At 63.2% G+C, this 12,160-nt stretch carries 14 protein-coding genes, 1 tRNA gene and 1 pseudogene; 5 read left to right on the top strand and 11 right to left on the bottom strand.

The window, feature by feature from the left end:
* The 4 genes and pseudogenes from glmM to ABNS06_RS07660 form a co-directional block, all read left to right on the top strand.
* Positions 1-615: pseudogene (glmM, locus tag ABNS06_RS07645) on the top strand (phosphoglucosamine mutase); the annotation flags it as partial.
* A 41-nt stretch (positions 616-656) separates the two neighbouring features.
* Positions 657-1,412, top strand: coding sequence for a triose-phosphate isomerase (gene tpiA / locus ABNS06_RS07650; RefSeq protein ID WP_348673650.1), 756 nt, complete (start codon positions 657-659; stop codon positions 1,410-1,412).
* A gap of 12 nt (positions 1,413-1,424) precedes the next feature.
* A complete protein-coding gene (gene secG, locus ABNS06_RS07655) occupies positions 1,425-1,772 on the top strand; it encodes a preprotein translocase subunit SecG (RefSeq protein ID WP_348673668.1) in 348 nt (115 codons plus the stop codon).
* 87 nt (positions 1,773-1,859) lie between these two features.
* Positions 1,860-1,944 (top strand) — tRNA-Leu (locus tag ABNS06_RS07660).
* Positions 1,945-2,068: 124 nt separating this feature from the next.
* Here the strand turns inward: ABNS06_RS07660 and ABNS06_RS07665 are convergent.
* Entirely contained in the window at positions 2,069-2,380 is a 312-nt protein-coding gene (locus ABNS06_RS07665) for an H-NS histone family protein (RefSeq protein ID WP_348673652.1), read from the bottom strand.
* A 443-nt stretch (positions 2,381-2,823) separates the two neighbouring features.
* Between ABNS06_RS07665 and ABNS06_RS07670 the strand changes: the two genes are divergently transcribed.
* The gene (locus ABNS06_RS07670; RefSeq protein WP_348673653.1) at positions 2,824-3,873 is read left to right on the top strand and encodes a cyclic nucleotide-binding domain-containing protein; all 1,050 of its coding nucleotides are present in this window, start codon (positions 2,824-2,826) and stop codon (positions 3,871-3,873) included.
* Between the two features lie 18 nt (positions 3,874-3,891).
* On the opposite strand, the gene ABNS06_RS07675 is transcribed toward ABNS06_RS07670, so the two are convergent.
* The 10 genes from ABNS06_RS07675 to ABNS06_RS07720 form a co-directional block, all read right to left on the bottom strand.
* Entirely contained in the window at positions 3,892-4,245 is a 354-nt protein-coding gene (locus tag ABNS06_RS07675) for a PilZ domain-containing protein (protein WP_348673654.1), read from the bottom strand.
* 37 nt (positions 4,246-4,282) lie between these two features.
* The gene (locus tag ABNS06_RS07680) at positions 4,283-5,272 is read right to left on the bottom strand and encodes a DNA polymerase III subunit delta' (RefSeq protein ID WP_348673655.1); all 990 of its coding nucleotides are present in this window, start codon (positions 5,270-5,272) and stop codon (positions 4,283-4,285) included.
* On the bottom strand, positions 5,223-5,843 hold the full coding sequence (gene tmk, locus ABNS06_RS07685) for a dTMP kinase (protein WP_348673657.1): 621 nt from the start codon (positions 5,841-5,843) through the stop codon (positions 5,223-5,225). The genes ABNS06_RS07680 and tmk overlap by 50 nt, the downstream gene beginning before the upstream one ends.
* A complete protein-coding gene (gene mltG, locus ABNS06_RS07690) occupies positions 5,843-6,850 on the bottom strand; it encodes an endolytic transglycosylase MltG (RefSeq protein WP_348673658.1) in 1,008 nt (335 codons plus the stop codon). The genes tmk and mltG overlap by 1 nt, the downstream gene beginning before the upstream one ends.
* Positions 6,844-7,725, bottom strand: a complete 882-nt coding sequence (gene pabC, locus ABNS06_RS07695; RefSeq protein WP_348673660.1) for an aminodeoxychorismate lyase — start codon at positions 7,723-7,725, stop codon at positions 6,844-6,846. The genes mltG and pabC overlap by 7 nt, the downstream gene beginning before the upstream one ends.
* The gene (locus tag ABNS06_RS07700) at positions 7,722-9,095 is read right to left on the bottom strand and encodes an aminodeoxychorismate synthase component I (RefSeq protein WP_348673662.1); all 1,374 of its coding nucleotides are present in this window, start codon (positions 9,093-9,095) and stop codon (positions 7,722-7,724) included. Before ABNS06_RS07700 ends, pabC begins: the two co-directional genes overlap by 4 nt.
* A gap of 9 nt (positions 9,096-9,104) precedes the next feature.
* Positions 9,105-10,343: a beta-ketoacyl-ACP synthase II gene (fabF, locus tag ABNS06_RS07705; protein ID WP_348673663.1), complete on the bottom strand. Its 1,239-nt coding sequence runs from the start codon at positions 10,341-10,343 to the stop codon at positions 9,105-9,107.
* A 61-nt stretch (positions 10,344-10,404) separates the two neighbouring features.
* On the bottom strand, positions 10,405-10,650 hold the full coding sequence (gene acpP / locus ABNS06_RS07710; RefSeq protein WP_348673670.1) for an acyl carrier protein: 246 nt from the start codon (positions 10,648-10,650) through the stop codon (positions 10,405-10,407).
* Between the two features lie 138 nt (positions 10,651-10,788).
* Positions 10,789-11,535 carry a 3-oxoacyl-ACP reductase FabG gene (gene fabG, locus ABNS06_RS07715; RefSeq protein WP_348673664.1) on the bottom strand — a complete coding sequence of 249 codons (747 nt, stop codon included), beginning with the start codon at positions 11,533-11,535 and terminating at the stop codon, positions 10,789-10,791.
* Positions 11,532-12,160 (bottom strand): ACP S-malonyltransferase (locus tag ABNS06_RS07720; RefSeq protein WP_348673666.1); only part of this gene is annotated, 629 nt, incomplete at its 5' end. The genes fabG and ABNS06_RS07720, both read right to left, overlap by 4 nt.

Consider the following 12,160-nt stretch of genomic DNA (forward strand, 5'->3'; position numbering starts at 1 on the left):
CGCTGCATGATGGTGACGCGCGACGGCCAGGTGGTCGATGGTGACCAGCTGGTCTACATCATCGCCGCGTCACGCAAGCAACGCGGCAAGCTCCGTGGCCCGGTGGTCGGCACCCTGATGAGCAATCTCGGTGTGGAGCAGGCGCTGGAAGAGCAGGGGATCCCGTTCGTGCGCGCCAAGGTCGGAGATCGGTACGTGATGGAGCAACTCGTCGCCCACGACGGGTTGATCGGCGGCGAATCATCCGGACACGTGATCTGCCTGGACCGTACGAGCACCGGCGATGGCATTGTCACGGCGTTGCAGGTGCTCGCAGTAATCACGAACTCGGGCCGCAGCCTCGAGGAATTGATCGAGCCGATTCACCTTTACCCGCAGTTGCTGGTGAATGTCCGACTCGAAAATGGTGACGCGACGAGTATTCTGAATACAGCGACCGTACAGGCGGCCAAACGCGAGGTGGAGTCCGAATTGAAAAACGCCGGACGCGTCCTGCTGCGGCCATCCGGTACGGAACCCGTGATCCGGGTGATGGTGGAAGGGGAGGATGGCACCTCGGTCAAGCATCACGCCGAACACATTGCTCAGGCGGTCCGCGACGCAAGCGCGGCCTGAAACCCATACCGAATTGAATACCAGCAAGGACAGATGAATCCATGACTCGACCCACGATTGTTGCCGGCAACTGGAAAATGAACGGCTCGCTCGCAATGGCTGAAAACCTCACCGAGGAAATCGCGGCGGGCGCAAAGCACTCCAAGGCGAAACTCATTCTCTGCCCGCCGTTTCCTTATCTGGATGCGGTGGTTCGCACGCTCGGGGATTCCGAAATCCACGTAGGCGGACAGAACCTGGCCGACCAGGCCGAATCCGGCGCGTTCACCGGCGAAGTCAGCGGCACGATGCTGCGCGACATTGGCTGCTGGTACGCAATCGTCGGACATTCCGAGCGGCGCAGCCTTTACGGGGAATCCAACGAAACCGTGGCCAGGAAGTTCGGCATGGCTCATGACGCCGGGCTGGTTCCGATTCTCTGCGTTGGCGAAACGCTGGAAGAACGTGAATCGGGCCAGATGGAAGCCGTGCTGAAAGCGCAGCTGAGCGCCGTCATCGACATGCACGGCGTCGAGACCTTGCAGGACGCCATCGTCGCGTATGAGCCGGTCTGGGCCATCGGAACCGGCAAGACGGCCACCCCGGAACAGGCCCAGTCCGCTCACGCCTTTCTGCGGGAACAGGTTGCCCTCCAAAATGCTACAATTGCCGCCGTGCTTCCGATTCTTTACGGAGGCAGTGTCAAGCCCGGCAACGCGCCGGAACTCTTTGCTCAATCCGATGTGGATGGCGGGTTAATTGGCGGGGCGTCTCTGAAGGCAGAGGACTTTCTCGGCATCGCATCCGCTGCATCCTGATCACGCAATTCAATCATGTATACAGTTTTGGTCGTCGTCCAGGTGATCCTGGCGTTGAGTATTATCGGTCTCGTCTTCCTGCAGCAGGGCAAGGGCGCCGAAGCCGGCGCCGCCTTCGGCAGTGGCGCCTCCGGTACGGTCTTCGGAGCCCGGGGCTCCGCGAACTTCCTGTCGCGCGCGACGGCCGTGTCCGCGGCGCTGTTTTTCGCGGTCAGCCTGTCCCTGGCTTATCTGGTCAGCCAGCGTCACGAATCGAGCAGCGTGGTCGACCGCGTTTCGCAGGAAGCGCCCGCAACCGAGAGCGTTCCCGAAGAACCGGCGCCGGCAGCGGAAGAGCCCTCCGAGGAGATTCCCGAGTAGCGCTTTTCTTTTGAACGGCGGATTACTACAATTCGCCGCCCTCGGAGACGCTGGCCGGACAAACGTCAATCAGCGTCTCATTCTCATGCCGACGTGGCGGAATTGGTAGACGCGCTGTCTTGAGGGGGCAGTACCGAGAGGTGTCCCGGTTCGACTCCGGGCGTCGGCACCAAATACGGCGGCGACATTGTCGTGAGCCATTAAAAAAGCCGAGGTGCAACGCGCCTCGGCTTTTTTGTGCCTGCTTGCCTGAAGGCGGTTGGCGTCAGACAAGCAAGCGTTCTGCTGACTGCGGATCAGATCCGAAAATCGTCGCGGGACTTTCCAGCCGCTTCGGCTTCCACGATCCATTTCGGAGCACGGCCGACACCAGCCCAGGTATTCCCGGTCGCGGGATCCCGAAACTTCGGCGGACGCTTTTTGCCGCTGCCATTGCTGCCGCTCTTGCGACCACTCCGACGACCATCCAGATCGGCAATGGTGATTCCATTGTCGCTCATGATCTGACGGATTTTCGCGATCGCGTCGCTCAGTTCTTCTTTGCGTGCTTGCTCGGCTTGCTGTTCCAGTTCGCGAATCTTTTCTAGAATCTCTTCGCTTTTTTTCATGCTTCCTTTCTCCGGTTCTGTGCAAAAAAGCAGACGCATCATAAAACATTTATTTAATATTTCAACTCTGTTAACGGGTGAACAACCATGGGATTCCGTGACAGGGTTCCGGTAGCACGACGAAACAACCCAAAGCGTGTTGGAAAACCGGGCGCACCGATACTCGAGAAGCCCCAAACGGCGACTCCCGCCATGCGCCCTGAACAAAACCTGAACGAAACACGATTGAAAACCGTGTAAACACCCAAACCCGGGGCATGACTCATGAAACACCGGCTGAAGAGGGGCTCTGGCGTGACCACGCGAACCATCGCCGTGCCGCCCGATACATTACTTTACATAATATACATTATGCGCAGTTGCGGATGCCGCGAAGCGCGTGTTTCAGGCGGACACCGTGCTATCTTTCCCGTCATATCGTCAGCACGTCTGGAGACACTTGGATGCCCGAGGCGCTTCGCTTCGAAGATTTCGCTGCACTGGTACCGATCAGTGGCTTGAGACCGGAAAACCAGCGTGATCTCTTCAAGCAGTCCCAGCCTCGGCCGTTGAAGTCCGGCGAGTTCCTGTTTCACGCTGGCGACCTCAACACCGAGAGCCTCTACCTGATCAGCGGTGAAGTTGCGCTGGAAGATGAAACCGGCAAGGCGCTTAAGCGCATCCAGGCCGGCAGCGAAGTCGCCAAGCATCGCATTGCCCATCAGATTCCCCGCAGCGTATCGGCCCGATGCCTGGGCCCGGTGACCGTGATCGGCATCGACAACAGTCTGCTGGACGTGCTGCTCACCTGGGACCAGACGGGTTCGTTCGAGGTGCACGAACTGACGCCAGGCACGGCAGCAACGGACACGGATGACTGGATGACGCGGCTGCTGCAACTGCCCGCGTTCCAGATGATTCCCGCGGGCAATCTCCAGACGCTGTTCATGCGCCTGGAGAGCATCGACGTTCCAGCCAACCACGTCGTGGTTCAGCAAGGCGATGCCGGTGACTATTTCTACGTCATTGATCGAGGCCACTGCCTGGTCACGCGTGAATCGCCAACTCACCCGAAGCCGATTCGGCTGGCCGAATTGGGTCCGGGCATGAGTTTCGGCGAGGAAGCGCTGATCGCCGACAGTACACGTAATGCCACGGTGACGATGATGTCCGCCGGCACCCTGCTGCGCCTGTCGAAAGAGGATTTTCGCAGCCTTCTTCATCAGTCGATCACGCGACAGATTTCCCGGGAGGTCGCGGACGATCTGGTGAACACCGAGGGTGCGGAGCTGATCGACGTCCGTCTGCCCAGCGAGTACAAGCTTCGGCACATCGAAGGTGCTCGCAACCTGCCCCTTTACTTGCTACGCATGAAGCTCGCCGGCCTCGCCGCCAACAAGCCTTATGTCGTGTATTGCGATTCCGGCCGGCGCAGCTCGGTGGCTGCCTTCATCATGACCCAGAAGGGTTTCGACGTGCGGGTGCTGGACAGCCGCGACGTGAATCTTGGCTAGCCCGATATCCGGGGCACGCTACATCGTGCTGGTGGCCTTGTCGCTGGACAGCGCACCGGCCAGATAGGTCTCGATCTTGCGCTGCGTTTGCCCACCATCCTGATCGCTGAACTGCACGCCGATACCCTGCTGTCGCTTGTTTGCGGCACCTTTCGGCGTAATCCAGACCACCTTGCCGGCAACCGGCAAGCGTTCGTTCGATTCCGACAGCGTCAGCAAAATGAACACCTCGTCGCCAATGACGTAGTCCTTGGCCGTGGGAATGAACAAACCGCCGTTCTTGATGAAGGGCATGTACGCGACATATAGCGCGGCCTTGTCCTTGATCGACAAGGTCAGGATTCCTGGTTGCCCCCCGGGTCTTGCGCTCATGCGTTTTCGCTCTCTGTCTTCTTCATGCAGTAACCGGCTAGTTCTGCGTCAGCAGTCGGCCGGTACGAGCCCACTCGATCAGCTGGGTTTCCGCCAGCAGACGCAGGTTCGCCTGGCTGGTCTGACTCAAGTGTAGCGCCGCCGCATTGGCGTCGACCAATCGCTGCATCGCCAGCCGGCCCCGGGTCGACGCGCCCTGTTTCATCTGCAGCCTGAATTGATCGGCAATGCAGCTGTGGATGACGCGGCCGACACGAGGCAGCAGCTCGTCATCAAGCTCACCAGCGGCCAGTACGGGATCACGCTGCTGCGACCAGACCATATCCAGCTGCCGGCGAATCTCGCTCTCCTGCTGGGCGTGGCGCTGAGCGGATTCCGCCAGCAGCGGCTGCATGACCAGACGCTGCCGCAACGCCGGGGACAGATCCGGGAATTGTTCCTCCAGCCAGGCCTCGGCCTCATCGGGGGATTCCACCACCGCCCTCACCTGCTCACAGCGGCTACGGATGGTCGCCGGCAGATGGGCCGGCCGGTCCGCGATCAGGATGAGATGCGCGGTGGATGGTGGTTCCTCCAGGGTCTTCAGCAGCGCATTGGCGGCATTGACGTTCATCAGGTCCGCGCGCGGCATGTAGCCGACACGACCAGCCGCCGTTTGCGGCGTCAGATAAAGCTTACGAGAGAATTCCCGGATCACGTCGACCGTGATCGACTGCTTCCCCTCCTCCGGCTCACAGATCACCAGATCCGGATGGCTGCCCGCTGCCAGTTGCCGGCACCCGCCGCACTGCCCGCAGGCCGGGTCGGAATCGCCACGCTGCTCACAGTAAACCGCCCGCACGAGCGCATCTCCGAGCCGACGCTTGCCGACGCCTTCGGAGCCTGTCAGCAACAACGCGGACGGAAACGTGCCGGCGGACAGCCGCGCGCTCAGCCGTTGAAAACGCTTTGTCTGCCAACCGGGTAGCGGCCCATGCTCAAGCAAATCGTGCCTCCAGATGCTCGATGATGACACGGGACACGACATCGACGGGTTGCGCCCCGTCGATCACGCAATAGCGTGAGCTGTCCGCGGCGGCCCGACGCAGATAGGCGTCGCGGACGCGTTGCAGAAATCCGGTATCCGCGCGGTCAAACCGGTCCATGGCCTGCCGCTGGCGTACACGTTCCATGACGCGCTCGACCGGCAGGTCAAAGATGAACACCAGGTCCGGCTGACGCGCCGCGACGATCTGCGCTTCCAGCCAGGCGATCGGCTCGTCACGGCCGCCCTGCCCCGCACCCTGGTAGGCATAGCTGGAGTCCACGAAGCGGTCACAGAGCACCCACTGGCCGCGATCCAGCGCGGGCGCGACCAGATTCTCCAGATGCACCGAGCGGGCGGCGAACATCATCAGCAATTCGGCCATCGGTGGCAGCGGTTCGTCCTGATCCGCCAGCGTCAGTGCGCGAATCTGCTCGGCAAGCGGGGTGCCGCCCGGCTCCCGGGTCGTGACCGGCTCACCGTGGCGCTTGCGAATCCAGTCGGCGATTCGCGGCATCTGGGTGCTTTTGCCCGCGCCTTCCACGCCGTCGAGCACAATGAATCGGCCTCTCATCATCGTCTCAGCTGATAGCGTCTGACCGCCGCGTTGTGGGCTTCCAGCGTATCGGAAAACACATGCGAACCGTCGCCGCGCGAAACAAAGTAAAGCGCGCTGCCCTCGGCCGGGTTGACCGCCGCCTCCAGAGCCGCACGACCGGGAAGGCAGATCGGCGTCGGCGGCAAGCCACCGCGGGTGTAGGTGTTGTACGGAGTATCACGGCGCAGGTCGCGGAACCGGATATCGCCATCAAAAGCCTCACCGATGCCGTAGATGACGGTCGGATCGGTTTGCAGGCGCATGTTCTTCTGCAGGCGTCGGGTGAACACGCCGGCAATCTGGCCCCGCTCCGACGGCTGCCCCGTTTCCTTCTCGACGATGGACGCGAGAATCAGCGCGTCATAGGCCGATTTCAGCGGCAGCCCGTCCACCCGTTGTGCCCACACCTGATCCAGTGTGCGCCGCATTGCACGATGAGCCCGGTGCAGCAGGCTCACATCACTGGCGCCGCGAGCGTAGCGGTAAGTCTCCGGAAGGAACTGCCCTTCGGCATGTGCATCACCCAGATCCAGCGTCGCCATCAGCGTATCCGCCGTTGGCGCGGGATCGCCCAGCGTCCAGCGAATCGCCTCCTGTGCACGCAGCGCGGCCAGCAGTTCGCGGACCGTCCAGCCCTCGATGATCGTGAAGCTGTACTCCAGCACATCGCCGGAGGCCAACAGATCCAGCAGGCCCAGTGCGGTGATGCCAGGCTCGAGCGCGTACTCGCCGGCGTGCAATTGCGTCGCGCTGCCGTGCAGACGTGCATAGACGCGCAGATAAAGCGTCGTTCGGGCCGGCGCGAGAATCCCGCGCCCTTCCAGCTTGCGCAGCAGGCTGGACAGCGACGAGCCGGATTCGAACTGAACGATCTGAGGTGATTCGATCGGCAGCGGCGCCCGCAACCGCTCGGATACATCCCAGGCCAGCACCGCCAGCGCCGCGGCGGCGACCAGGAACGTCAGGCTCAGCACCCTCAGCATCGATCACCCGCCGCCAGCATGCGTTGTAGCAATGGATGCGCCAGCGCCGTCACGCACTCCGCGGTCATCGGCCCGGGCACATCGTACCGACGGGTCACGATTTGGCCGGTGCCCGGATCAGGGTGGCTGAACTGCCGAACCGGCCACAGGCCGACCAGCGAATTCACCACAAACACTTCCTGCGCCGCCGCCAGGTCGTCGAGGGCGATCGCGCCTTCGCGCACCGGCACTCCCCGCGCGTTGGCTTGATTCATCACCAGGGTCCTCGTGCATCCGTCCAGCGCCCCCTCGCCTACTCCGGGGGTCCGCAACGCGTTCGCGTGGTCAACCAGAAACAGCGTGGACATGCTGCCAGATGCGACCCGCCCCTGCTCATTGAGCAGTACGGCTTCATCGGCGGCCGATGCGTCAACCGCCCGCTGCGCCAGCACCTGCACCAGGCGATTCAGGTGCTTGCTCGCCGAAATCCGGGACGCCTGCACCCGGGGGTGGTCCAGCAGGCACACCCCGATGCCCCGACTCCAGCAGCCCGCCTCGCGTTCGGCGAGGGGCGCGGTCAGCAGCACGCGACGCGCGTCCGCCGGCCACTGCGGTCGGTAGCCGCGACCGCTTTGAAGACGCGTCAGCATGATCTTCAATACGCCCTCGCCGAGTGCCTCGGCCGCCGTTTGGATCTCCGGCAGCAGTCGGTCGCTGTCGACTCGAATGCCCAGCAAATCCGCGTCCCGGTGCAGCCTATCCAGTTGCATCTCGAGTTCATGAACACGGCCATCCCAGACCAGGCAGGTCCGGAACACACCGTCGCCGAACTGCAAACCGCGGTCGTCAGCCGGCACCTGAGCATTCTCGACGCCATTGACCCAGCAAGTCGTCACGACACGCCCAGGTCGGGGTCGAGCCCCAGGGCCAGCAGCAGCCCTCTGGCCTTCGCCTGCATTTCGCGGACTTCGGCGTCCTTGTCCGAGTCGGCGACAATGCCCGCGCCCGCGCGAAATCGGACTTCGTTGTTCCGCGTCACGATGGTTCGGATCAGGATGTTCAGATCCATGCGTCCATCCGTGTCCAGATAACCCAGTGCACCGGTGTACGCACCTCGCCCGGCAGGCTCGAGCTCCTGGATGATCTCCATGCATCGCACCTTGGGGCAGCCGGTGATGGTGCCGCCCGGAAACGTGGCGGCAATCCCGCGTCCGGCGCTGATCCCCGGCCGCAGCCGACCACGCACGTTGGAGACGATGTGGTGCACATGAGCGTAGGACTCCAGCACCATCAGGTCATTCACTTCCACCGAACCGGGCTCGCAGAGCCGACCCAGATCGTTGCGCTCCAGGTCGATCAGCATCACATGCTCGGCGCGCTCCTTCGGGTGCGCCATCAACTCGGCTTGCAGGTCGTCATCACGATCCGCATCCAGGTCCCGGCGCCGGGTGCCGGCGATGGGACGTGTTTCGATCCATCCGTCCTCCACCTTGACCAGGCGTTCGGGCGATGAACTGATCACCGCCCAATCGTCCTGCCGGAAGAGACCGGCGAACGGCCCGGGGTTGCTGTCGCGCAACCGGCGGTAGACCGCGGCGGGCTCCAGGGGCAGCTGGTACGTGATGGACCAGCCACGGGACAGGTTCACCTGGAACACGTCGCCAGCCAGGATGTAGTCGTGAATGCGCGCCAGCGACTCCTTCAGCCGCGCGGCGTCCTCGATCTCCACGGCATCCACCGGCGGAAGCTCCGCCACCGGGAGCGCTGCCGACGCGACCTGCAGACGACGCTCGATGTCGCTCAGCGAGCGGGAATCGTCCGCAACGATCCAGATCCGGCCCGTGGCGTGCTCACGGACAACCGCGCCCTGGCAGCGCAGCGCGCAGGCCACCGGCAAGCCGGAAGGATCCGGTGACACCGGCACCCGCGGCTCGCACTCGGCCAGCAGTTCGTAAGCGAGGAAGATCAGCCATCCGCTGATGAACGGAAGATCCGCATGCTGCGCGTCCTGCGCTCGGGCGTCATTCGCCCAGGCATCCAGCGCATCGAGGAACCCCGCCGCCGAGGAGGAGAACGGGCCGCTCAGCCCTTCCTGGTCCAGCACCAGCCGCTCGGCCGGTGCCGCGAACAGGATGTCGAATCGCCCTGTTCCGGAACTCTGCGCCACACTTTCGAGCAACCCCGGGAAAAACGCGGGGTGTTTGGCGTGCAGGGCAAGAAAATCACAGGGCGAATCCCAGGGGATTCGCAACCGTTTCGAGTTCAAGAAACCGGATCAGGCGTAGCGGCGAAACACCAGCGAGGCGTTCGTACCGCCGAATCCGAAGGAGTTCGACAGCACGCAATCGACCGACTGTTCGCGCGCCGTGGTCGGCACGTAGTCCAGGTCGCAACCGTCGTCGGGATCCTCGAGATTGATCGTTGGAGGAACAATGCCGTCGCGGATGGCCATCACGGCGAAGATCGACTCGATGCCGCCGGCGGCGCCGAGCAGGTGCCCGGTGACCGACTTGGTCGAGCTGACGGGAATCTTGTAGGCGTGCTCGCCGAAGACGCCCTTGATCGCCTGGGTTTCCGCGACATCGCCCACCTTGGTTGAGGTCGCATGCGCGTTGATGTAATCGACCTGATCAACGCCGATGCCGGCATCCGCCAGGGCCGCCTGCATGGCGCGGGCGGCACCGTTGCCGTCCTCGGCCGGCTGGGTGACATGGTAGGCGTCGCCACTCATGCCGAAACCCGCCAGCTCGGCGAGAATCTCCGCGCCGCGCGCCTTGGCGTGTTCCTCGGACTCGATCACGATGACGGCGGCACCGTCGGCCAGCACGAAGCCGTCACGACCACGATCCCAGGGCCGGCTGGCCTGTTCCGGGGCATCGTTGCGCGTGGACATCGCCCTGGCGGCGCAGAATCCCGCCAGCCCCATCGGACTGGACCCGGCCTCGGCACCGCCCACGATCATGGCATCGGCGTCGCCGTGCATGATCATCCGGGCACCTAGGCCGATGCTGTGCGCGGATGTCGCGCAGGCTGAGACCGTAGCGAGATTCGGGCCCCGCGCACCGAGCAGGATGGATACGTATCCCGAGACCATGTTGATGATCGAAGACGGGACAAAGAACGGCGATATCTTCTTGATGGACTGTGTCTTTTCCAGAACCACCGCGTTCTGCTCGATCGTTCCGATGCCACCGATGCCGGAACCCACGTTGACGCCAACCCGGTCGGCATTGGCGGCGATGTCCAGACCGGAATGCGCCACGGCGTCCTGCGAGGCGGCAATGCCGTAGTGGACGAATGCGTCGGTGCGTCGCTGGTCACGAGAACTCAGGTAGGCGTCGACATCGAAGCCTTCGACCAGCCCGGCGAACCGGGTCGGATAGTGGCTGACATCATAGGCGTCGATGGTTCGAACGCCGGAGCGGCCTTCAACGACACGTTTCCAGGCACCTTCCACCGTCGAACCGACCGGTGAAACGACGCCCATTCCAGTGACAACGACACGTCGTTTCATGGAAATCGTCTGCTAGGCGAAATGAACTGGCGCTTCAGCGCCGGGAGATGGCGCGAGCTGTTCAGCTCGCGTCGGGGGCGTTGGCTTTGATGTAGTCAATGACGTGCTGGAACGTCACAATTTTTTCGGCTTCTTCATCGGGGATATCGATCTCGAACTCTTCTTCCAGAGCCATGACGAGTTCGACCGTATCCAGGGAGTCAGCTCCCAAGTCATCCACGAACGAGGCCTCGGGCGTGATCTGTTCTTCCGAGACACTTAGCTGCTCGGCAATGATTTTCTTGACCCGATCTTCCATTCCGCTCATCCGAACTAACTCCTCAGTAGTGCTGTAGCGCGGCGTCATCGCGCCGTGGCGCGCCATTGTATGGGAACCCGCTTTACGCGGCTAGCCTGAGCCGGCACAGCCGTTTGAGGCCCTTGCCGACACCGATCCTTGGTCCTTCTAGGGCATGAACATACCGCCATTCACGTGCAAGGTCGTACCCGTGATGTAGGCGCCACCCGGTCCGCATAGGAATGAGACCGCTTCGGCAATGTCTTCCGGCTTTCCGAGACGCCCCAGCGGAATGGCCGACAGCAGGCTTTCGCGGGTATCGGCATCGAGTGCATTGGTCATGTCCGTCTCGATGAATCCCGGCGCCACGGCGTTGACGGTAATCCCCCGCGAGCCGATTTCCGCAGCCAGCGACTTGGTCACGCCGATCAGCCCGGCCTTGCTGGCCGCGTAGTTCACCTGACCGGCGTTGCCGGTGGACCCGACGACAGAGCCGATGTTGACGATGCGGCCGGCACGCGCCTTCATCATGCCCCTGAGCACCAGCCGGGACAGGCGAATCGCACCCATCAGATTGGCATCCAGCACGTCGAGCACATCGCTGTCCCGCATCCGGAGAAAGATGTTGTCGCGGGTGATGCCCGCGTTATTGACCAGCAGGCTGATCGGTCCATGATCCTTGGTGACGGCCTTGACGAGTTCCTCGCAGGCGTCGGCATCGGTCACGTTCAGCACCGCCCCGCTACCGGACCAGGGCTTGAGTGACTCGGTAATCCTCGCGGCCCCGGATTCGCTGGTCGCGGTCCCGACAACGGTCGCGCCCTGCTCCGCCAGCGCCCTGGCGATGGCGGCGCCGATTCCCCGCGACGCACCGGTCACCAGTGCGACCTGTCCGTTCAGCATGTGTTCGCTCACGTGACTGCCTCCTCAACGTCCTTCAGAGCTGACTGCAAAGCGTTCCAATCTCCCAATGCGTGAGCCGACAATGATCGATCGATGCGCCGCATCAGACCGGTCAGCACCTTGCCCGGGCCGCATTCGAGGAACAATTCTCCGCCGGCCCCGGCGAGATACTCGATCGACTGCACCCAGCGGACGGGCGCCTTGACCTGTTCCGTCAGCCTGGCGCGCATACTCGCGAGATCGTCCTCAGGCGTCGCCGTCACGTTGTGCACCACCGGGCAGGCCGGGCTGCGCAATTCGATCTGCTCCAGTGCCTGTTCCAACGCCTCGGCGGCTGGCCCCATCAACGAACAATGGGATGGCACGCTGACCGGCAGCGGCACGACCATCCGGGCTCCATGCGACTTGGCATGCTCCCTGGCCCTGGCGACCGCGGAACCGTGGCCGGCGATCACGACCTGACCCGGCGCGTTGAAGTTCACCGGCTCGAGCACATCGCCTTGGGCATATTCCGCGCACAGGGCCTGTACGGCGTCGTCATCCAGTCCGACCACCGCGGCCATGGCACCCTCGCCAGCCGGAACCGCGGCCTGCATCGCCTGACCCCGCAACCGCGCCAGCTTCACAGCGTCGCCCA

The sequence above is a fragment of the uncultured Abyssibacter sp. genome, from assembly GCF_964000955.1.
Taxonomy (GTDB): domain Bacteria; phylum Pseudomonadota; class Gammaproteobacteria; order Nevskiales; family OUC007; genus Abyssibacter.